Source organism: Streptomyces sp. NPDC030838, from assembly GCF_055572035.1.
Genome location: NZ_JBVIED010000023.1, coordinates 33,272 through 55,482, shown reverse-complemented (window position 1 = coordinate 55,482; position 22,211 = coordinate 33,272). Strand labels below are relative to the sequence as shown.

Sequence of the window (22,211 nt, the reverse complement as noted above, 5' to 3'; positions counted from 1 at the left end):
GAAGTACGAGTACCAGACCCGCGCCGACGGCTACTCCGCCGACCTGTTCCGCAAGACCTCCCCGGAGGGCCGCGCCTGGCAGTTCGGCTACGACATCTACGGCAATCTGAAGACGGTCACCGACCCCAAGGGCGTCGCGTCCGCCACCGCGGACGACTACACCACCAAGTACGAGTACGACGCCCACGGCCAGCTGACCAAGGCGACCGACGCCAACGGCAACCCGACCTCGTACGCCGACTTCCACGCGAGCGGCTACCCGAAGCGGATCACGGACGCCAAGACCTTCACGACCGATTTCGTCTACGACGACCGCGGCCAGGTCACGAAGGTCACCGACGCCGACCAGAAGGTGAGCACGCAGGCCTACGACACGTACGGCCGACCGACAGAGGGCACCGAGCCGAAGGACCAGAAGGCCGGTGACCTGATCACCACGCCCGCCCCCGAGTACGACGCCAACGACAACGTCACCAGGGCGACCTCGCCCAACGGCGCGGTCTCCACGGCGATGTACGACGCCGCGGACCAGGTCACCTCGGCCACCGCGCCGAAGGACACCACCACGTCGGACGAGCGGCGCACGGCCTACACCTACGACAGGGTCGGCAACCTGAAGACGACGACGGAGCCGAAGGGCACCCTGACGACGACGGATCTGACCGACTACGTCACCACCCACCACTACGACGCGATCTACCAGCTCACTTCCGTGGTCAACGCGACCGGTGACACAGTCCGTTACGAGTACGACAACGTCGGCAACGTCGTCACCGTCATCGACCCGAAGAAGAACGCGACCGCCGACACCACCGACTACACCACCAAGACGGCCTACGACCTGAACCACCGGGCCACCGTCGTCACGGACGCAGCCGGCAAGACCACCAAGCGGGGCTACGACAAGGACTCGCTGGTCACGTCGGTCACGGACGCGGAGAACAACACCACCACCGTCGTCTACGACGAGCGCGGCAAGCAGTCCGAGGTGAAGGTGCCCTACGAGGGCACCACGGTCCGTACGACGAAGTACGAGTACGACCAGGTCGGCAACGTGACGAAGGTGATCACGCCGCGCGGCACGGAGACCGCGACCGCGGACGACTTCACCCTGCGTACCGCGTACGACGAGCTGAACCGGCCGGTCAGGCAGTACCAGCCGTACGACCCGGCGGACTCCCGCTACAACGACCCCAACGTCTACACCGAGACCGTCTACGACAAGATCGGCCGGGTGGCGAAGACCTCGCTGCCGCCGTCCGAAGGCGAGACCGTCCGCAACGACACCACGTTCGAGTACTTCGACAACGGCTGGGTGCGTTCCGCCACCGACCCGTGGGACATCGTCACCACGTACGACTACAACGAGCTCGGTCTGCAGACCGCCCGCACGCTCACCTCGGCCGGCGGCTCCTCCAACCGGACGATGACGTGGTCGTACTACCCCGACGGCAAGCTGAGGGCGAAGTCCGACGATGGCGTGCCGGTCGGCAAGGCGGTCGTCCTCGTCGACAACTCCGACACCCAGCACACGTCCGCGACCGGTACCTGGACGGCCGGGAACATCGACGGCCAGCAGGGCTACGACCACCGCACCCACGCGGCGGGCACCGGCACGGACGCCTTCACCTGGACGCTGAACATCCCCAAGGACGGCACGTACACCGCGTATGTGAAGTATCCGAAGGTCACCGGCGCCACCGCCACCGCCAAGTACACCCTCACCCACGGCACCACCACCGAACCGGCCGTCACCAGGAACCAGACGGCGGACCCGGGCACCTGGGTCAGCCTGGGCACCTACACCCTCAAGCAGGGCGAGAGCACCAGGCTGAAGCTGGACCAGAGCAGCGGCGGTGTCGCCGTCGCCGACGCGGTCAAGCTGGTCCGCGACAACACGGGTGAGACCGACAACGAGAAGAAGACCTTCGCGTACGCCTACGACGTCAACGGCAACCTGACGTCCATCGACGACACCTCGTCCGGCGCGAAGATCGACGCCTACACGATCGCCTACACCGGCCTCAACCAGGTGCGGCAGGTGACGGAGGCGCTGGCGGGCCAGGAGAAGAAGACCACCTCCTACACATACGACGCCAACGGTCTGCCGGAGACGGTCACGCACCCCGGCCAGTTCTCCCGGTACGCCTACGACCTGCGCGACCTGGTCAAGACGGTCTCGGTCGGAAAGAGCGCGACGGACGCCGACCCGAAGGTGTCGTCGTACACCTACACCGACCGCGGCCTGAAACTGAAGGAGACCAAGGACAACGGCAACACTGTCGACTACACCTACTACCTCAACGCGGCGCTGAAGACGTCGACGGAGAAGAAGGCGAACGGCACCCTCGTCTCCTCGCACACCTACGCCTACGACCCGAACGGCAACAAGGCGCAGGACGTGGCGAAGAAGATGAACGCCGACAACCACGCGGCGTACCTCGAATCGACCACGAACCACACCTACGACCCCGCCAACCGGCTGAAGCAGTCGGTCAAGACGGGCAACGGCGCGGGCACGGAGACCTACGTCCACGACGCCAACGCCAACGTCATCCGGCAGACGGTCGACGGCACCGAGACGGTGTACGAGTACGACCGCAACCGGCTGCTGACGGCGACGACGTCGGGCGTGGCGGCTCAGTACGCCTACGACCCGTTCGGCCGCCTGGAGTCGGTCAGCTCGCAGGGTGAGGTCATCGAGCGGAGCGTGTACGACGGCTTCGATCACGTCGTGGAGTCCCAGAAGATGGACGACAACGGCGTGCTGAAGTCGACGACCTACACCTTCGACCCGCTCGACCGCACCACGTCGAAGACGACGGACGGCAAGACCACCGACTTCACCTACCTGGGCCTGTCCAGCGAGGTGCTGAACGAGGAGGTCGCGGGCGTTCTGTCCAAGTCGTACCAGTACAGCCCGTGGGGCGAGCGGCTGTCGCAGGTCAAGCACAACAGCGACGGCACGACCGAGGACGGCTACTACGGCTACAACAGCCACACCGACGTCGAGACGCTGACGGACGCGTCCGGCGACACCAAGGCGACGTACGGCTACACCGCCTACGGCAAGGACGACGAGTCCGAGTTCACGGGCATCGACAAGCCGGACACCGCCGACCCGGCCAAGGAGGCGTACAACGCCTACCGCTACAACGCCAAGCGCTGGGACGCCCAGTCGGGCACGTACGACATGGGCTTCCGCGACTACAGCCCCGGGCTCAACCGGTTCGTGACGCGGGACATGTACAACGGTGCCCTCGCCGACATGGGTCTCGGGGCCGATCCCTTCACCGGGAACCGGTACGCGTTCGGCGGCGGCAACCCGACGACCTTCATCGAGTTCACCGGGCACAAGCCGGCCGAGTGCAACGAGTCGGGCTACACCTGCTCGATGAACGACGCCGGCGGCTGGGACGTCAACTACACCGCCCCGCCGTCGAGCGACGGCTACACCGAGGGGGCGGCGTCGGAGCCGTTCTTCGACTTCGGCAACGACTTCCCCTACGACCCGGACGCCGAGGCGACCTGGGAGGACTACAAGAACTGGAGCCTGTGGAACCTCAAGAAGAACGGCGGCATGCTCCTCTCGGCGCTGGGCTTCTACTCCGACGGCGCCCTGGACGACGCGGTGCCGCTGTACTCCCACTACCGCACCGGCCTGGGCACGGCCCAGGAGGTGAACTACCGGGAGGCCTACTACGAGGACACCGCGATCAGGACATCGGTCGACGACGAGATCGCGCGTGCGCAGAAGGCGGCGGAACAGCTGAGTGTGCTGCTCGGCACCGACACCTTCGACATGACGGGCGGCCTGCGCAGCATCAAGCAGTACCCCGCGACCGAGAACTGGCAGAAGGCGCTCGGCGACCACAAGGTGTGGGGCAGCGCCCAGGTCACGCGTGACGGCGATCAGATGACCATGGCGATCACCGTGCACGCTCTGGACCAGTACGACTTCAACTCGGGCGTCGAGGACATCGCCTCCGGAACCCCCGATGACGTCAACGGACGGTTCGCCACACTCGGCTGGGCCGCGCCGTTCCTGGTACGGGGCACGTTCACCCGCAACGTGACCTGGACCGTGGGCCAGTCCGGAACGACTACGGTGGGCAGCGATGTGTACCGATAGACGACGACACCGGGGCGGCGGGCCCGTCACCCGCCTCATCCGCCTGTCCGCGGCGGCCCTCGCCGCGCTCCTGCTGACCGGCTGCGCCGAACAGGCGGAGTCCGGGGATGCCGCCCGGACCCAGGACTCTCGGGCGACCGCGCCGGCTGCCTCCCCGGCCGCCGGCCTCCGCCGGGACGAGAAGCCGGTGCGGGCGCGCTTCCCGGAGTTCGGGGACTTCACCTCCGTGGTCTGGCAGGGCGAGGCCCTCGGCGCGAACGACCGGTCGTCCGTGCCCGGACCCACGGACGTGCGGATGTCCGGCGTCGTCCGGCTCAGCGACACCGACGCGGCCCGGCTGCGGGACGGCTACACCTGGCAGGACACGTCCGCACAGCCGGACGTCCTGGACGGCCTGCGCGCCCAGGTACCGTCCGGCGCCCGGTGGCAGACGAGCACGGACTTCACCCGTGCCGTCACCGGCGACCGCTACACGGCGACGTTCCACGCCGACCTGGAGCGGAAGGTGCTCGTCTTCGACGCGGTGAACCCGGAGAAGAAGGAGTAACCCCCTCCACACCCCTCGACGGCCCGCCGTCCGGACCCACGGGTCCGGACGGCGGGCCGTCCGCTGGAAAGAGCCGTCAGATGTCCCGGAAGATCTCGATCTGCGCCCCGATCGAGTTCAGCCGCTCCGCCAGGTCCTCGTAACCCCGGTTGATGACGTAGACGTTGCGCAGCACGGACGTGCCCTCGGCCGCCATCATCGCCAGCAGGACGACCACCGCGGGGCGGAGGGCCGGCGGGCACATCATCTCGGCGGCGCGCCAGCGGGTCGGGCCCTCGACCAGCACGCGGTGCGGGTCGAGGAGCTGGAGGCGGCCGCCCAGCCGGTTCAGGTCGGTCAGGTAGATGGCCCGGTTGTCGTAGACCCAGTCGTGGATGAGGGTCTTGCCCTGCGCCACCGCCGCGATGGCCGCGAAGAAGGGGACGTTGTCGATGTTCAGGCCCGGGAAGGGCATGGGGTGGATCTTGTCGATGGGCGCCTCCAGCTTGGAGGGCCGGACGGTGAGGTCCACCAGGCGGGTACGGCCGTTGTCCGCGAAGTACTCGGGGGTGCGGTCGTGGTCGAGGCCCATCTCCTCCAGGACCGCCAGCTCGATCTCCAGGAACTCGATGGGGACGCGGCGCACGGTCAGCTCCGACTCCGTCACCACCGCGGCGGCGAGCAGGCTCATCGCCTCGACCGGGTCCTCGGAGGGGGAGTAGTCGACGTCCACGTCGATCTGCGGCATGCCGTGCACGGTGAGCGTGGTGGTGCCGATGCCCTCCACCTTCACGCCCAGGGTCTCCAGGAAGAAGCACAGGTCCTGGACCATGTAGTTGGAGGAGGCGTTGCGGATGACCGTGACGCCGTCGTGCCGGGCGGCGGCGAGCAGCGCGTTCTCGGTGACCGTGTCGCCGCGTTCGGTCAGCACGATCGGGCGGTCGGGGCGGACCCCCCGGTCCACCACGGCGTGGTACTGGCCCTCGGTCGCGGCGATGTCGAGGCCGAACCGGCGCAGCGCGATCATGTGCGGCTCGATGGTCCGGGTGCCGAGGTCGCAGCCGCCGGCGTAGGGCAGCTTGAAGCGGTCCATACGGTGCAGCAGCGGGCCGAGGAACATGATGATCGAGCGGGTGCGGCGGGCCGCCTCCGCGTCGATGGAGTCCAGGTCGAGGTCGGCCGGCGGCACGATCTCCAGGTCGACGCCGTTGTTGATCCAGCGGGTGCGCACGCCGATGGAGTTCAGTACCTCCAGCAGGCGGTACACCTCTTCGATGCGGGCGACCCGGCGCAGCACCGTGCGCCCCTGGTTGAGCAGCGAGGCGCACAGCAGGGCCACGCACGCGTTCTTGCTCGTCTTCACATCGATGGCGCCGGACAGCCGGCGGCCGCCCACCACCCTGAGGTGCATCGGGCCCGCGTAGCCCAGGGAGACGATTTCGCTGTCCAGGGCTTCACCGATTCGGGCGATCATCTCAAGGCTGATGTTCTGGTTGCCGCGCTCGATGCGGTTCACGGCGCTCTGCGAGGTGCCGAGCGCCTCGGCAAGCTGCGACTGGGTCCAGCCCCGGTGCTGCCGGGCGTCACGGATGAGCTTGCCGATGCGTACGAGGTAGTCGTCTGCCATGGGGTTGAGGCTATCTCAGATATGAGATGGCACATCCCGGGGGGTCCGTCCGGGTGACGGACCGTCAATGGCGCCTGCGGGAACGCGTACGACGCCATCCGAAAGGTCCGGGCAAATCCACCGATGTCGTACGACGTCCGGTGCTGCTGAACGTACGCCGCGGGCCGTGCCGGCCACCCGTGGTGACCGACCAGGAACGCCGGTTGATGGTCAGCCGTACGCCGGGCAGGATGCGGAAGCTCTTGCGGAAGGTGAGGGGCATCGTGCCTCCTTTCGTTCGCCGGCCCCTCGGGTACCCCCCGATCCGGGCCGCAAGTCCGCTCGTTGACCCCAAGTCCGGTCGAGGTCCTGGCGTCCCCCGCATGATTCTCGTCACCGGCGCCACCGGAAACATCGGCCACTCTCTTCTGGCGGATGTCCTCACGGCGGCTCGGGCGGCGGGCGGGTCCGCGGAGACCGGACGGGAAATCTCGGTCGTCGAGGTCGCCCCCGAGGAGGCGCGCCGGGAGCTGGCGGCCCTGATGGGGGGAGTGGGCGGCCGCGCATCGTGCGGTGTTCTGCTGATCGGGGGCGGCGCGGCGGTTCGCGGAGGGGTCAGGGCATGACCAGGCCGCCCCCATGTACTAGAGTTATCTCGACATCGAGATATCTGCCGAGGCGCACCGCAGCCACCACAGCAGTAAGGGTTACCTAACTTAGCCTTACCTTAGCGGATCGGCCAAGCTCGCGTGGCGGCAGGATGCGGTGGTACGCGCACATCAATGAAGGAGACTGTCGTGTCGGCGAACAGCTTCGACGCCCGCAGCACGCTGCAGGTGGGCGACGAGTCGTACGAGATCTTCCGGCTTGACAAGGTCGAGGGCTCCGCCCGGCTGCCTTACAGCCTGAAGGTTCTGCTGGAGAACCTGCTCCGCACCGAGGACGGCGCGAACATCACCGCCGACCACATCCGCGCCCTCGGCAACTGGGACTCCCAGGCCCAGCCGTCGCAGGAGATCCAGTTCACGCCGGCCCGCGTGATCATGCAGGACTTCACCGGCGTGCCCTGTGTCGTCGACCTCGCCACCATGCGCGAGGCCGTCAAGGAGCTGGGCGGCGACCCGGCGAAGGTCAACCCGCTCTCCCCGGCCGAGCTGGTCATCGACCACTCCGTCATCGCCGACAAGTTCGGCACCAACGAGGCCTTCGCGCAGAACGTCGAGCTGGAGTACGGCCGCAACCGCGAGCGGTACCAGTTCCTGCGCTGGGGCCAGACCGCCTTCGACGACTTCAAGGTCGTCCCGCCGGGCACCGGCATCGTCCACCAGGTGAACATCGAGCACCTGGCCCGTACGGTCATGGTCCGTAACGGCCAGGCGTACCCCGACACCCTCGTCGGCACCGACTCGCACACCACCATGGTCAACGGCCTCGGCGTCCTCGGCTGGGGCGTCGGCGGCATCGAGGCCGAGGCCGCGATGCTCGGCCAGCCGGTCTCCATGCTGATCCCGCGCGTCGTCGGCTTCAAGCTGACCGGCGAGCTGCCCACCGGCACCACCGCCACCGACCTGGTGCTCACGATCACCGAGATGCTGCGCAAGCACGGCGTCGTCGGCAAGTTCGTCGAGTTCTACGGCGAGGGTGTGGCGGCCACGAGCCTCGCCAACCGCGCCACCATCGGCAACATGTCGCCGGAGTTCGGCTCCACCGCCGCGATCTTCCCGATCGACGACGAGACCCTGAACTACCTGCGCCTGACTGGCCGCTCCGAGCAGCAGGTCGCGCTCGTCGAGGCGTACGCCAAGGAGCAGGGCCTGTGGCTGGACCCGGCCGCCGAGCCGGACTTCTCCGAGAAGCTCGAGCTGGACCTGTCGACGGTCGTCCCGTCGATCGCCGGCCCGAAGCGCCCGCAGGACCGTATCGTCCTCGCCAACGCCGCCGAGCAGTTCAAGCAGGACGTCCGCAACTACGTCAACGACGAGTACGAGGCGAGCAAGGAGTCCTTCCCGAGCTCCGACGCGCCGTCGACGATCCCGAACGGCGCCCCGTCCAACCCGGTGCCGGTGACCGCCCCCGACGGCACCACCTACACCCTGGACCACGGTGCGGTGACCGTCGCGGCCATCACCTCCTGCACCAACACCTCCAACCCGTACGTCATGGTCGCCGCCGCCCTGGTGGCCAAGAAGGCGGTCGAGAAGGGCCTGACCCGCAAGCCGTGGGTCAAGACCACCCTCGCCCCGGGTTCGAAGGTCGTGACCGACTACTTCGACAAGGCGGGCCTGACCCCGTACCTCGACAAGGTCGGCTTCAACCTGGTCGGTTACGGCTGCACCACCTGCATCGGCAACTCCGGCCCGCTGCCGGAGGAGGTCTCCAAGGCCGTCAACGACCACGACCTCGCGGTCACCTCGGTCCTCTCCGGCAACCGGAACTTCGAGGGCCGCATCAACCCCGACGTCAAGATGAACTACCTGGCGTCCCCGCCGCTGGTCGTCGCGTACGCCCTCGCCGGCTCCATGAAGGTGGACATCACCAAGGACGCGCTCGGCACCGACCAGGACGGCAACCCGGTCTTCCTGAAGGACATCTGGCCCTCCGAGGCCGAGGTCAACGACGTCGTCGCCAACGCCATCGGCGAGGACATGTTCTCCAAGTCCTACAGCGACGTCTTCGCCGGCGACGCCCAGTGGCAGTCGCTCCCGGTCCCGACCGGCAACACCTTCGAGTGGGACCCGCAGTCCACCTACGTCCGCAAGCCCCCGTACTTCGAGGGCATGACCATGGACCCGGAGCCGGTCTCCGACATCTCCGGCGCCCGCGTCCTGGCCAAGCTGGGCGACTCGGTGACGACGGACCACATCTCGCCCGCCGGTGCCATCAAGGCCGACACCCCGGCCGGCAAGTACCTCACCGAGCACGGTGTGGAGCGTCGTGACTTCAACTCCTACGGCTCCCGCCGAGGCAACCACGAGGTCATGATCCGCGGTACGTTCGCCAACATCCGCCTGCGCAACCAGATCGCGCCGGGCACCGAGGGCGGCTACACCCGCGACTTCACGCAGGAGGGCGGCCCGGTCTCCTTCATCTACGACGCCTCGCAGAACTACCAGGCCGCCGGCATCCCGCTGGTCGTCCTGGCCGGCAAGGAGTACGGCTCCGGTTCGTCCCGTGACTGGGCGGCCAAGGGCACGGCCCTCCTCGGCGTCAAGGCCGTCATCGCCGAGTCGTACGAGCGCATCCACCGCTCGAACCTCATCGGCATGGGCGTGCTGCCGCTGCAGTTCCCGGAGGGCCAGTCCGCCGAGTCCCTCGGCCTGACCGGTGAGGAGGCCTTCTCCATCTCCGGCGTCACCGAGCTGAACGAGGGCACCACCCCGCGCACGGTGAAGGTCACCACCGACACCGGCGTCGAGTTCGACGCGGTCGTCCGCATCGACACCCCCGGTGAGGCGGACTACTACCGCAACGGCGGCATCATGCAGTACGTGCTGCGCAGCCTGATCCGCAAGTAAGCGGCAGGACACGGCGGTCCAGGGCCGCGTCCCCGGTGACGGGGGCGCGGCCCTTCGCTTTGTGTCCTGCTGATAGAAAAGAAGGAGTCTTGGAGAATTCTGTTCGCAGTCGGGTGCTCGGGCACCGATATTTCGGACAGTGGGTGACCAAGATATGAGATCTGCCGGACGGTATGATTCCGTTTATGCGGGCCGCACCCGTGAAGATTTAATAAGCCTGTAAAAGTCTCGACATGTGTGGCCGCTGCAGCTACGAGTTCACTGTGACACAGTTCACGGCGTTAGTGGGCCATGTAGGCGATCCTGTTGCAGGATTCTGGCCTGGGTGGAGTGTAGAGGCCCAGGTGGTGGAGCCGGATGGACGTCCACCACACGCTCCAAGGCTCGGCTTCCACCGTGCAAAGACATGATCAACTGCCGTTGACAGGGTCGGTCGTCCGGTATTTGAATGGTGAAGTCGTCTGGAGGCGTCTGCCTGGGTGACGACGCCACTCGTGCTTGCAGGGGGAATGAACGAGTATGACAGTCATTGGCGTGTCAAAAAACCATTCGGGCAGCATTCCCGGCGCAAAAGAAGCGCTCGCTGCCGCGCCGGGTCGTCTCAGGGTCTTCGACGCATTAAGGGAAATGTTCGAGAGCAGTCGCCGGGGAAATGCCGAGGTGGCGATTGTCTACGGCCCTGTCGGATGCGGAAAGACGGAGCTTCTCGACAGCTTTGCCGCACAGGTCGGCGAGTCCGGCGGCTTTTATATAGGAGCGACGGCATCCCGGGCGGAGCAGGCCGTGCCCTTCGGCGTTCTGGCCCATCTGCTCCACGACGAGAAAATAGCCGCCGAATTGCGGATGCGTGCCGACCGATGGGTCGGCGAAGCGCAGTCGGGCTCGGTGAGCCAGGCTGCCTCCGAGGGGCCGGCGGGTGACGTCGCGCCGCAGATATTCCATAAGATGTGCATGACCCTGCTGGATGTCATCGAACAGGCGCGGGGTCCGATGGTGATCGGCATCGACGACGTGCACTACGCCGACGAAGCCTCCCTGCGCTGCCTGTCCTATGTGGTGCGGCGCCTTCGGTCGTCGCGGTTGATGGTGGTGCTGAACGAGTCACCGCATTCCCGGCGGCTCGCCACACTGTCCGCCGCCGAGCTGCCCTCCGAACCGCTCGTCCGTTTTCTGAAGCTGCCGCTCTTCTCGCCTCAGCAGGTGGAAGAGGTCATGGCCGAACACCTCGGGCGTGCCACGGCTGAGGCGCTGGCCGCGGAGGCCTATGCGGCCACGGGTGGCAACCCGCTCCTGCTCCGAGGGCTGATCGAGGACAACCGGAACGTTCTGGAGGCGCGGACGCCGGCGTTGCGCGTGGCCGACGGATTCGGGCAGGCGCTGATCAGCTGTCTGTTCCGCTATGAGCCGGAGGTGCTCCAGGTCGCTCGACGGCTGGCGGTGCTGGAGAGCGAGGTCCCGGTCCATGTGCTCGCTCAGCTGGCGGGACTGGACCCCGACACCACGGCGCACGCCCTGGATTTTCTGCATGAGACCGGAATTCTCGCCAACGGGCTGTTCCGGCATGCGCACGCCGGCCGGGTGGTCCTCAGCGGAATGACCCCCGAGGAGCGGACGGACCTGCAGATCAGCACCGCCAATGTGCTGTTCAAGAACGGGCTTTCGGCGGTCACCATCGCCCGTCATATTCTGCGGGCCGGCCGCGCGGACACCGACTGCGCGATTCCCGTCCTCCACGAGGCGGCCGAGCAGGGGATAGCCGACGGGAATGTGCAGTTCGCTCTGGACTGCCTTCATATCGCACTCCAGTACGACAGAGATGAGCAGCGCAGAGCCACGACAACCGCCATGATCGTGCGCGCGACCTGGCGCCAGGATCCCTATGCCGCGTATCGGCGCGTGGGCGGCCTGGTGGACGAATCGAGGGCGGGCACTTTCTCGGGGTGGCGGATGACGTACGCCATCGATGCCCTGACCTGGTTCGGGCGGCCCGAGGAAGCGATCGAGCTGCTTCTGCGCGGATCGGAATCCGCTCTCGCGGCGCACGACATGATGGCCGCTTCCCATCTCGAAGCGTCAAAAGGCTGGCTCGAAGTCATGTATCCCAACCGGTGGGAGGCGCAGGCGGGGGAGATTCCGCACGCGGGTGAGCTGACCGCCGGCGGTGTGTCGCCGGAAGCCTGGGCGAAGGGGCATGCCGCCGCCCTGCTCCGCCGTAATCTGGCGGCGGGTCCGGACAGCACACAGGTCTGTGAAGCCCAGCAGGCTTTGCGGCACTATGCGTTCACCGAGGGGAACGCCCCGCTCCTGATGATCGCGCTGTACATCCTGATCTACGCGGAGCGGCTGCAGGAAGCCCGGGCATGGGCTGATGAGCTGATCGACCGGGCCAGGCAGGGGAAATTCCTCGTATGGCAGGCCCTGTTCTGCGCCGCCCGTGCGGAGATCCTGCTGCGTCAGGGAGAGCCGGCCGCCGCGGAACGAGAAGTGCGCCAGGCTCTGTCGCTGCTTCCCGCGCGGAGTTGGGGCGTCCTGCTGGGACTTCCGATGAGCACGGCGATGCGGGCGTGCGCGCTGACCGGTCGCAGCAGTGCGTTTGTGGACGAGTTGCAGTCCGCGCTTCCGCAGAGCGTTTTCGAAACGCCTTATGGCATAGGTTTGCTGTGCGCCCGTGGTGTTCGCTATCTGGCGTCCGACCAGGTTTCGGCGGCGCTCGACGATTTCTCGGCGGCCGGGGAACTGGCTCAGCGACTGGGCGCGGACAATCCCGTCGTCTATCCCTGGCGTTCGGGAGCGGCCCAGGCGCTCATCCGCCTCGGTGACCGCAAGCGGGCGCGCGTGCTGCTCGCCGAACAACTGCGCATGTGCGGTCCCGAGCATCCGAGGGTGCACGCCCAGACCCTGCGCGTCCTGGCCGCGGCCGGCCCGGTGGTGGAGGGCCCGAAGATGCTCACCAGGGCGTCGGAGTATCTGCAGCTGTGCGAGGCGCCCCTCGACCTCGCGTTCGTCCTGCACGACCTCGGCTGGGCGTGGCAGGAACAGGGCCAGTTCAGCAAGGGCCGGCAGATCGTGCGCCGGGCCTGCCTCATGGCCGAGCGGCGCGGGGTGCGGCGCATCCCGCGGCTGACCGCACCCGGTATGGCCCCGGAGGAGGAGAACCAGACGGTCTCCTCGCTGGCCCAGGGCGGCCGGGTCGCGGAGGCGCTCAGCGACGCCGAGATGCGGGTCGCGCAACTCGCGGTCGGCGGTTACAGCAACAGGCAGATCGCCAGTCGGCTGTATGTGACGGTGAGCACCGTGGAGCAGCACCTCACGCGGGTCTACCGGAAGCTCAACATCCGGCGGCGGACCGAGCTGGTGGGGGCGCTGCAGGCGGTGAGTCCGTCGGAACCTCAGGAGCTGGCGGGCTGAGGCGGGCGGGGGGGGGGAACCCCCCCCCCGCCCCCCCCCCCCCCCCCCCCCCTCCCCTCCCCCCCCCCCCCCCCCCCCCCCCCCCCCCCCCCCCCCCCCCCCCCCCCGCTCCGGCGGTTCCACCGGCTCCAGTCGCCCCAGCCCGCGCGCCTGGCGGCCGGTGCCGCCGCGGCGGGTCACCATGCGCGGATGACGGCCGCGGCGACGGCCGCGATGTTCCGGTCCAGGTAGAAGTGCCCGCCGGTGAACACCTGCACGTCGGCGCCCTTGCTGGTGTGTGTGTCCCAGGCCTGGGTCTCCGGTACCGGTGTGACCGGGTCGGAGTCACCGGCGAAGACGGTGATGGGGCAGGTGATCCGGGCGTTGAGCGGCTCGGGGACGTAGGTCTCCACCGCCCGGTAGTCCGCCCTCACGACCGGCAGGACCAGCGCGCGCAGGTCAGGGTCGGCGAGTACGGCGGAGTCCGTGCCGCCGAGTCGTTCCATCTCGGCGATCAGGCCCGTGTCGCTTCGCAGATGGACCTGCTCGTCCTTCACGACCGACGGGGCACGCCGGGCCGAGACGAAGAGCCGTTCCGGTCCCCGCGGTGTCAGCTGCTCGAACCGGCGGGCCACCTCGAAGGCCACCGTGGCGCCGAGACTGTGTCCGAAGAAGGCGTAGGACCCCCGGAGTTCGTCACGCAGCGCGGCGAAGGCGGCGTCAGCCAGGGCCGGCACGGAGTCGAGCAGCGGCTCGTGGCGCCGGTCCTGACGGCCCGGGTACTGGACGGCGAGCGTGTCGACGCGCGGCGCGAGGGCCTCGGCCAGCGGCCGGAAGTAGGTCGCCGCCCCTCCGGCGTGCGGAAAGCAGACGAGCTGAAGCTCGCTGCCGGGGGCTTCGGCGAAGCGGCGTGTCCAGGTGTTCTCGGTTGCCTGGCTCATGGGTCTGTCGTCCCCTCGTGTCGGGTGGCCGGCGGCCGCTCGGTCCGGCGCGGGACTTGGGCGGTGAGCGCCGGGCGGGCCCGTGGCCGGCGGGGGATGTCCCGGCCACGGGCCCGCGTCTGGGTGCGGTGCCGCCTTCCTGGTGTCAGTGGGAGACGGCGCCGATCTCGTCGGCCTTGCTCGGCTGGTGGTCGGCCGCGTCGGGGGTGGCGGCGCCGGGCTTCTTGAGGGTGAAGGCGAGCAGACCGCCGACGATGGCGGCCACGCCACCCACCCAGGTCGCCGTCCGCAGTCCGTCCGCGACCGCGGACACGGCCGGAGCCGCGTCGGAGCCGAGGTCCAGGCCCGCGTTGGCGACGGCCACCAGGACCGCGAGGCCCGCCGCGCCACCGATCTGCTGCGAGGCGTTGGCCAGCGCGGAGGCGATACCGGCCTCGCTGGGGGCGACGCCGGACGCGGCGCAGACGAACATCGCGGGGAAGGTCACGCCGCCGCCGACGCCCCAGACGGCCAGTCCGATGAGGAGCTGCCAGAAGGAGGCCTCGGTCGTCATGGCGAGCGCGAGGAGGATCATGCCGGCACCGTTGATGACCATGCCGACGAAGAGGGTGGTGCGCGGGCCCCACTTGCCCAGCAGAATGCCGGTGATCTTCAGCGAGGCGAACATCGAGATGATGGTGAGCGGGAGGAAGGCGAGACCCGCCTCCAGCGCGTCGTAACCGAGCACGTCCTGCACGTAGTTGGTGAACAGGTAGTACGAGCCCGAGAGCGCGCTCTGGAACACCAGGATGATCAGGATGGCCGTGACCAGGCTGCGGTTGCGGAACAGGCGCATGGGCGCGAGCGGCACCCGGGTCTTGGTCTCCACCAGGGCGAAGACGGCGAGGAGCACGAGGCCGGCGACGATCGAACCGGCGCCGCGCAGCGAGCCCCAGCCCTCCTCGGGACCGCTGACGAGGCCGAGGACCAGCAGCGACGAGCCGACGGTGGCGAGCACGGCGCCCGGGACGTCGAAGCTCGCGTCGCTCTCGGAGCGCTCGTCGGCGGGCAGGATCGCGGGCGCGGCCACGGCGGCCAGCAGGGCCATCGGGACGAGGATGAAGAGGACCCACTCCCAGCCCCAGGCGTCGGTGAGCAGACCGCCCAGCAGGGCGCCGGCCGCGAGGCCGCCGCTGCCGCAGGCACCCCACACCGCGAGCGCCCGGTTGCGCGCCGGGCCTTCCTCGAAGCGGGTGTTGACGAGCATCAGGGTGGCCGGCGACAGCAGCGCACCGCCGACGCCCTGGACGGCGCGGGCGGCGATCAGCACGCCCGGGTCCTCCGCGAGACCGCCGACGAGGCAGGCCACGGCGAAGAGGAGGGAACCGAGGATGAAGATGCGGCGGCCGCCCAGCCGGTCGACCAGACGGCCGCCGAACAGCAGGAGACCACCGAAGGCGACCGCGTAGGCGCTGACCACCCACTGCAGTGACTGCGGCGTGAAGCCGAGCGCGCTGCCGATGTCCGGGAGCGCGACGTAAACGATGTTGTAGTCGGCGGCCACGATGAACTGCGCGAACGCCAGGAGCGCGAGCATGAGCCCGGGCCGCTGCTGGGACTTGGGGACGGTGTCAACCACGACAGGGCTTCTTTCTGTCACTGGGCCGCCGGTGCAGACGCGGGACCGGCGGGGACGGTGAGCGACATCCGGAGTGAACGGTGTTCAGTAACAATACGGTGGAGTCTGAATCAACGGCGATCGATTGTCAAACGCCGTAAGGGCCGGGCCAGTTGGCGCCGGCCCCCTCGGGCGCGATCAGGTGCGGGACGCCTTGATCCGGTCCGCCATCCGCTCGGCCATCATCAGGACGGTCAGCAGCGGATTGCCGCGGATGACCTCCGGCATGACCGACTGGTCGATGACGCGCAGTCCGTCGACGCCGAGCACGCGGCACTCGGGGTCGACGACCGTCGTCGCGTCGTCCGGTGAGCCCATCCGGGCCGTGGTCGCCACGTGGTGGCTGGCGAACGTCACGTTCGGAAGCTCCTCGGCGGACGGGAGTTCGGGCTTGTCGGCCAGGATGGCGGCGAAGGCGGAGTGGCCGACCAGCTCGCGGACACGTTCGAGGGCGTCCTTGGCGCGCAGCACGTCGCTCTGCTCGGTGAGCATGCGCATCTCGACGAAGGGGCCGGTGAGCGGGTCGCGCGAAGTGAAGTTGAGGCGGCCCCGGCTGACGGCGTGCATCTGCCAGATGCAGATACCGGGGATGCCCAGCCAGCCGTTGTTCGGGATGATCATCATGTCGTTGGCGCCGGCGTCGGCCAGGCCGGAGGAGTAGCGCCAGGTGACGTTGACGGTCCTGCCGAAGGGGCTGGCGGCCTTCTCCAGCGGGATGGGCAGGGCGAGGACGATGAAGGGGTGTTCGGTGAGCTCCTGACCCACGGGCAGGTCGACCACCTGCTCGATGCCGAGCCGGGTCAGGTCGTCGGCGGTGCCGATGCCCGAGCGCACCAGGAGGGCGGGGGAGAGGGTGCCGCCCGCGGAGAGGATCACCTCGCCTCCCGGGGCGAGCGCGATGGTCTCCCCGTCGGCCAGCTTCACGCCGTTCGCGGTCTTCGTGCCCGGCGCGAAGGTGACGCTGTCGACCAGTGCCTCGCCCCTGATGGTGAGGTTGGCGCGCCCGCGGGCGGGCTCCAGATACCCGTCGTTGGCCGCCACGCGTTTGCCGTCACGCAGATGCATGGCGAACGGCGAAAGGCCGGTCGACTCCGGGGCGTTGGTGTCGTCGTGCCAGGTGACACCCAGATCGAGTGCGGCGTCCCGGAAGGCGAGGTCCGCGCCGCCCCAGTTCTGCTGCGGCTCGCGGAAGATCGGCAGCGGCCCGCCCTGGCCGTGGTACGGGGCGGTCGGGAAGTCGAGATCGTCCTCCAGCTTCCGGTAGTAGGGGAGAACGTCGTCGAACGACCAGCCGTCCGCCCCCTGCGCCACCCAGCGGTCGAAGTCGTCGCGGACGCCGCGAATGGAGAAGAGGCCGTTCACCTGTGAGGTGCCGCCGACTCCCCGGCCCGCCTGGAAGGGGATGGGATCGAGGCCGGGGTGAATCCGGGTCCGCAGACCGTGCCACCAGAAATCCGGCTGCGCTTCCATGTCCAGATCGAATTCGCGGCCGACGAAGTTCTGCGGCCGGTCCGGCGGTCGGACATCCTTTCCGGCTTCCAGTAAGAGGACGTTCGCCGAGGAATCCTCGGAAAGCCTTGCCGCCAGCGCGGAGCCTGCGGCTCCGCCACCGACGACGATGTAATCCCATTCGGTGCGCGAATTCACCACGTAAAGCCCTTCGTCGAGTTGAGGCGAGCCGACGTTATGGGCGTCCGCACCCCTAGCGGCAACCCCTAGATCACGCCCCTGCCGAGCTGCCCGGACGGCCCGCCGGTAGGGGTTCGGGCCGGTGAGAGCCGGCGAGGGAAGCGGGAACCCCAGCATGTACGGCGATCGTTTGCTGCACAGCGCTCAAGATTCGATCGGCAGTCAACAACCTTTACGCTGTTAGGATGGCTTCATGGCAGACCCGAAACCGAGCAGGCGAGAACGCCTCCGCGCAGAGGCCGCCCAGGAGATCAAGACGATCGCGCTGAAGCACATGGCGGAGAACGGAACGGCGGCCGTGTCCCTGCGTGCGATCGCTCGCGAGATGGGGATGACCGCCGGCGCGATCTACAGCTACTACGACACCCGCGACGACCTGATCACCGCTCTCGTGGCCGATGTCTACAACTCGCTGGCGCAGGCGCTGGAGGAGGCCATCGCGGCGGCGCCGGAGGGACCGGTCGCCCAGGTGATGGCGTACGGCCAGGCCTACCGGAACTGGGCGGTGGCCAATCCGCAGGAGTTCCGGCTGGTGTACGGCGATCCGGCGCCGGACTACCAGGTGCCTCCGTGCGGCCCCGCCGCCGAGGCCGAGCACCGGGCCTGCACCGCGCTCACCGGTGTCGTGGTCGCGGCCTGGCCCTGGGCGCAGCGGCTGCACGCCGACGACCGCTACGACTGGGACGACTACGACCCGGAGTTCATCAAGACGGTGCGCTCGGCCTTCCCGGATCTGCACCCGGCCGCCGTGGCGCTGGCGATGCGGCTGTGGGGGCGTCTGCACGGACTCGTCTCGCTCGAGATCTACGGCCATCTGCGGCCGCAGGTGCAGGATCCCGCCAAGCTCTACCACGCCGAACTGGTCGACCTCACCCACCTGTTGGGGCTCACGGCGCCCGTCGCCGCGGTGAGCGACTGACCTCCATGCCGGCTCTCTTCGCCTAGCGCCGGGACACACCCACGGGTGTGTCCCGGCGCTTTTTCATGCGCTCGGTTCGCGCCAACTGGCCCGAAGATCACGGCCCTTGACAGTGAACGGCGTTGCGCTACTGTTGGGCGTAGTGCAACTGAACGGCGTGTACTTCACTGGTCGGCCGATGTGCGCTCACCCGCGGTCGTGATGCCCGGGTCTCCTGTGGCGGCGATCCGCCTCCGCGGGCTTCTTACCTGTATTCGGAAGGACTCTTCCCCCATGAGCGATGTCACTCAGATCGTCGAGACCTACTTCAAGGCCTGGAACGACTTCGACGCCGACAGCCGCAAGGCCACGCTCGAGTCGATCTTCGCCAAGAAGGCCAAGATCATCGACCCCGACTGGGTCGCCGACGGTGTGGACGCCATCGTGGAGGCCATCGGCGCCGCGCGCGGCAAGCTCGGCGACCTGCCGCTCGACCTGACCACGATCATCGGCTCCCACAACGACGCCGTGCTGTACACCTGGCACCTCGGCCCCGCCGCCGAGCCGATCGCCAAGGGCTACGGCGTCCTGCAGATCGAGAACGGGGAGATCGAGCTGGCGTACAACTTCTTCGGCTGATCCCGCCGGGCCGTAACGGCCCGAAGTTGCTCTCCCAGTATGGGCCGGACGCGTTCTTCGCGCCCGGCCCATACGGCTTTCCCGCAGGAATAGGGGTTGCTTCGCGGCGCAGAACTGGGGTTGGCGGTAGGGGGAGCACCTCATTAGCTTTTCCGAGTGCCGCGCGTCTACCGAAAGAGGATTCGCCGATGACCGCCGCACCATCCGATGGTGAAACCGCCCCCCACTCTTTCCTGACGGATTTGTTGACGGGACGTCCCGACTGGAACGGCTGGCGGGACTTTCCCCGCCAGAGCCGTGCGGAGGAGGAGCGCGGCGACCGGCTGGTCGCCGAGGCCGAGGAGTACTTCGCGGCGCGTGTCGACGCCGCCGCGCTGGACGACACCCGCGTCCTGCCCGCCGGACTGCTCGACGACCTTCAGGAGCGGGGCTACCTCCGACTCGTGGTGCCCCAGGAGTTCCGGGGTCTCGGACTGCCGCCGTACACCGCCTTCCGGCTGATCGCCCAGGCGTGTGCGCACTCCGTGCCCGTCGGGCAGATCGTGGCCATCCAGAACGGCGTCGGCGCGGCGGCCATGCTGCAGGCCCTGCCGCCCGGCCCGGTACGCGACTTCGTGAGCGGACGGCTCGCGGCCGGCGTCGTGTCGGGCTTCGGCGACACCGACCGCTCGGGGCAGAACAACGCCCACCCGACCCTCACCGCGACACCGGTGGACGGCGGCTATGTGCTGCGCGGCGAGAAGCTGTTCACCGGCAACGGCCCCGTCGCCGACCTCATCGCGGTGTCCGCCACGGTGCCCGGCGACGCCGGACCCCGGGTCGGAGCCTTCTTCCTCGACACGAGCACCCCGGGATTCTCCGTCGGCGCCCGCGTGGAGTTCATGGGCAGCAGAGGCCTGCCCAACGCCGCGCTTCGCTTCGACGAGGTGTTCGTCCCGGAGGGCCAGGCGCTCCTCGACCCCGCGAGCGGTCAACTCCCGCCCCTCGTGGGCATGGTGGCGCTGCTCGGCCGTATCCACTTCACCGGTGCCCCCGCCATGGCGATCGCCCGGAACTGCCTCGCCTGGTCACGCGAGTTCATCACCCGGCGCGCCATCGACGGCCGCCCGCTCGGCGAGTACGACGAGATCCAGCGGACCGTCACCGCCACCCTCGCGGACGTGTACGCCATGGAGTCGGCGGTGCGCTGGAGCCTGCTCGCGCCGGGCCTGACCGATCGCTGGTTCGAGCGGTTCCTCACCAAGAACCTGCTGGTACGCGGGGCCTGGCGGGTCGTCGACCGGACCATGTCCCTGTACGGCGGCGAGGGATTCGAGACGGCCGCCAGCAAGAACCGCCGGGGCGCCGCTCCCGTACCGCTGGAACGCGCCTTCCGGGACGCACGGGGCCTGCGGATCGCCGGCAACGTCGACTTCCAGCTCGACAACCAGCTGGGCCGGCTGCTGCTCGCGCGGTTCTACGCCGCCGCCGCGGACGACACGCCGATCGCCCCGGACGCCAGCGGGCTGCGGTCCGACGCGCTCACCCCGGCCAACCAGGCACATCTGGAGGCGGTCGCCGGGCTCGTGCGGCAGGTGCGGCACCTCGCCGCCGACCTGGTGAAGCGTCACCCGGACCCCGAGCGGCTCTACGCGAAGGAGCGCACCGTCGTGCTCCTCGGCCGCATCGCGGGCGAACTCTTCAACGCCCTGGCCGTGCTCGCGCGCGCCGCGTCCGAGGCACCCCAGGCGGACACCGAGCCGTGGCAGGCGCAGGAACTCGCCGACGTGCACGGCGTGGCGGCCCGGCACCGGATCGCCGGGCTCCTCGCGCGGCTGCGGACCGAGGCCGAGCCCGACCACGCCAAGATCAGCCGCCGCTGGCTGGCCGGCGCCCACGACCAGCTCGTCCGTCACTGAGCGGCGAGACCGCCGCCGAACGCGAGAGGACCTCATGACGATCGACCACGAACTCCCGGACGTGCTGGGCGGATTCGACCTGGCGGACCAGTCCCGGTTCGCCGACGGAGTCCCCTACGACCTGTTCGCCCGGCTGCGCAAGGAGGCGCCCGTCCTCTTCCACCCCGGCGGAAGCACGGCGGACGGCGACGGGTTCTGGGTCCTGACCCGGCACGCCGACATCGTGGCCGCGGCCGCGTCCCCCGACTTCTCCGCACAGGGCGGCGGCGACCGGGCCGGCGGCGGCTCCCACCTGGAGGACCTGCCCATCGGCGTGCACGCCGGTGTGCTGTTCGCGATGATGGACAACCCGCGCCACGACCTGATCCGGCGGCTGCTGCGGCCCGCCGTCACCGGCGAGGTCGCCGAGGGCCTGGCCGATCCGCTGCGCGGGATCGCCGGGGAACTGCTGACCGACGCGCTCGCCCGCGGCGGCCGTGTCGACTTCATGAAGGAACTCAGCGAGCCGTACGCCCTGCGCGCCGTGTCCCTGCTGCTGGGCGCCCCGCGAGAGGACTGGGACCGGCTCGCGGAGTGGGGCCGCAGCAACCTCGGGTTCGTCAACCGCCTGACCGGCAGGGTCGACGCCGGGTCCACCGAGATCTTCCACGCCATGTCGGCGTACTTCAAGGAGCTGCTGGACCGCAAGCGCGAGGCACCCGCACAGGACCTCGGCTCGGTCCTGGCCCTCGGTGCCATCGAGGAGGGACACGGCGAGCCGCCGCTCACCGGGCAGGAGCGGGACGCCAACGCCGTCCTCATCCTCATCACCGGCTTCGAGCAGCCCCGCAACACCATCGCCAGCGGAGTCCTGGCCCTCGCCGAGCATCCCGACCAGTGGCAGGCGCTGCGCAAGGACCGGTCGCTGCTGCCCCAGGCGATCGAGGAGATCCTGCGCTGGGCACCCCCGAACCCCTACAACCGGCGCACCGCCACCCGCGACGTCGTCCTCCACGGCCACCACATCAAGGCCGGCGACAAGGTCACCTTCTGGTGGCCGTCGGCCAACCGCGACGAGGACGTCTTCGACAACGCCTCGGCCTTCGACATCCGCCGCACCCACAACCCGCACCTGTCCTTCGGGACGGGAACCCACTTCTGCCTCGGCGACCAGGTGGCCCGTCTGGAGATACGGCTCTTCCTGGAAGCCCTGCTGGACCAGGTGGCGGACATCCGTCTCACCGGGCCGGTCGTCCACGCGCCGAACAACAAACACACCGTGATCCTCGACATGCCGGTGGAACTGGTCCCCGACCCGGACGCCGGCTGACCCACCCCTTCCAC

Annotated in this window: 14 protein-coding genes; 9 read left to right on the top strand and 5 right to left on the bottom strand. The window is 68.9% G+C overall.

Annotated features, from left to right (window positions below):
- The coding region (locus ACZ42A_RS38215; protein ID WP_468531981.1) for a golvesin C-terminal-like domain-containing protein at positions 1-4,132 on the top strand (4,132 nt) is incomplete at its 5' end.
- On the top strand, positions 4,119-4,679 hold the full coding sequence (locus ACZ42A_RS38210) for a hypothetical protein (protein WP_468531980.1): 561 nt from the start codon (positions 4,119-4,121) through the stop codon (positions 4,677-4,679). The genes ACZ42A_RS38215 and ACZ42A_RS38210, both read left to right, overlap by 14 nt.
- Before the next feature lie 76 nt (positions 4,680-4,755).
- Here the strand turns inward: ACZ42A_RS38210 and ACZ42A_RS38205 are convergent, their stop codons facing one another.
- Both ACZ42A_RS38205 and ACZ42A_RS38200 read right to left on the bottom strand, forming a co-directional pair.
- Positions 4,756-6,285 (bottom strand): helix-turn-helix domain-containing protein, encoded by a 1,530-nt coding sequence (locus ACZ42A_RS38205; RefSeq protein WP_468531979.1) that lies wholly within the window; start codon positions 6,283-6,285, stop codon positions 4,756-4,758.
- 64 nt (positions 6,286-6,349) lie between these two features.
- Complete coding sequence (locus ACZ42A_RS38200; protein ID WP_468531978.1) at positions 6,350-6,547, bottom strand: DUF4236 domain-containing protein; 198 nt, start codon at positions 6,545-6,547, stop codon at positions 6,350-6,352.
- Between the two features lie 100 nt (positions 6,548-6,647).
- Between ACZ42A_RS38200 and ACZ42A_RS38195 the strand changes: the two genes are divergently transcribed.
- The 3 genes from ACZ42A_RS38195 to ACZ42A_RS38185 all read left to right on the top strand — a co-directional run bounded on the left by ACZ42A_RS38195 (position 6,648) and on the right by ACZ42A_RS38185 (position 13,187).
- On the top strand, positions 6,648-6,890 hold the full coding sequence (locus ACZ42A_RS38195; RefSeq protein ID WP_468531977.1) for a hypothetical protein: 243 nt from the start codon (positions 6,648-6,650) through the stop codon (positions 6,888-6,890).
- A 171-nt stretch (positions 6,891-7,061) separates the two neighbouring features.
- On the top strand, positions 7,062-9,779 hold the full coding sequence (gene acnA / locus ACZ42A_RS38190; RefSeq protein ID WP_468531976.1) for an aconitate hydratase AcnA: 2,718 nt from the start codon (positions 7,062-7,064) through the stop codon (positions 9,777-9,779).
- A gap of 534 nt (positions 9,780-10,313) precedes the next feature.
- Positions 10,314-13,187 (top strand): helix-turn-helix transcriptional regulator, encoded by a 2,874-nt coding sequence (locus tag ACZ42A_RS38185; RefSeq protein WP_468531975.1) that lies wholly within the window; start codon positions 10,314-10,316, stop codon positions 13,185-13,187.
- 176 nt (positions 13,188-13,363) lie between these two features.
- Here ACZ42A_RS38185 and ACZ42A_RS38180 read toward each other — a convergent pair whose 3' ends face one another.
- The 3 genes from ACZ42A_RS38180 to ACZ42A_RS38170 all read right to left on the bottom strand — a co-directional run bounded on the left by ACZ42A_RS38180 (position 13,364) and on the right by ACZ42A_RS38170 (position 17,570).
- Positions 13,364-14,107 (bottom strand): thioesterase II family protein, encoded by a 744-nt coding sequence (locus ACZ42A_RS38180; RefSeq protein ID WP_468531974.1) that lies wholly within the window; start codon positions 14,105-14,107, stop codon positions 13,364-13,366.
- A 145-nt stretch (positions 14,108-14,252) separates the two neighbouring features.
- Positions 14,253-15,725, bottom strand: coding sequence for an MFS transporter (locus ACZ42A_RS38175; protein ID WP_468531973.1), 1,473 nt, complete (start codon positions 15,723-15,725; stop codon positions 14,253-14,255).
- Positions 15,726-15,902: 177 nt separating this feature from the next.
- Positions 15,903-17,570: a GMC family oxidoreductase gene (locus ACZ42A_RS38170; RefSeq protein ID WP_468531972.1), complete on the bottom strand. Its 1,668-nt coding sequence runs from the start codon at positions 17,568-17,570 to the stop codon at positions 15,903-15,905.
- A gap of 76 nt (positions 17,571-17,646) precedes the next feature.
- Here ACZ42A_RS38170 and ACZ42A_RS38165 point away from each other — a divergent pair, with 76 nt between their 5' ends.
- From ACZ42A_RS38165 to ACZ42A_RS38150, 4 genes are all read left to right on the top strand, one after another.
- Positions 17,647-18,372: a TetR/AcrR family transcriptional regulator gene (locus ACZ42A_RS38165; RefSeq protein WP_468531971.1), complete on the top strand. Its 726-nt coding sequence runs from the start codon at positions 17,647-17,649 to the stop codon at positions 18,370-18,372.
- A gap of 273 nt (positions 18,373-18,645) precedes the next feature.
- On the top strand, positions 18,646-18,990 hold the full coding sequence (locus ACZ42A_RS38160) for a nuclear transport factor 2 family protein (RefSeq protein ID WP_468531970.1): 345 nt from the start codon (positions 18,646-18,648) through the stop codon (positions 18,988-18,990).
- 245 nt (positions 18,991-19,235) lie between these two features.
- Positions 19,236-20,888 carry an acyl-CoA dehydrogenase family protein gene (locus ACZ42A_RS38155; RefSeq protein ID WP_468531969.1) on the top strand — a complete coding sequence of 551 codons (1,653 nt, stop codon included), beginning with the start codon at positions 19,236-19,238 and terminating at the stop codon, positions 20,886-20,888.
- A gap of 34 nt (positions 20,889-20,922) precedes the next feature.
- Positions 20,923-22,197 carry a cytochrome P450 gene (locus tag ACZ42A_RS38150; protein WP_468531968.1) on the top strand — a complete coding sequence of 425 codons (1,275 nt, stop codon included), beginning with the start codon at positions 20,923-20,925 and terminating at the stop codon, positions 22,195-22,197.
- The last annotated feature ends 14 nt before the right edge of the window (positions 22,198-22,211 follow it).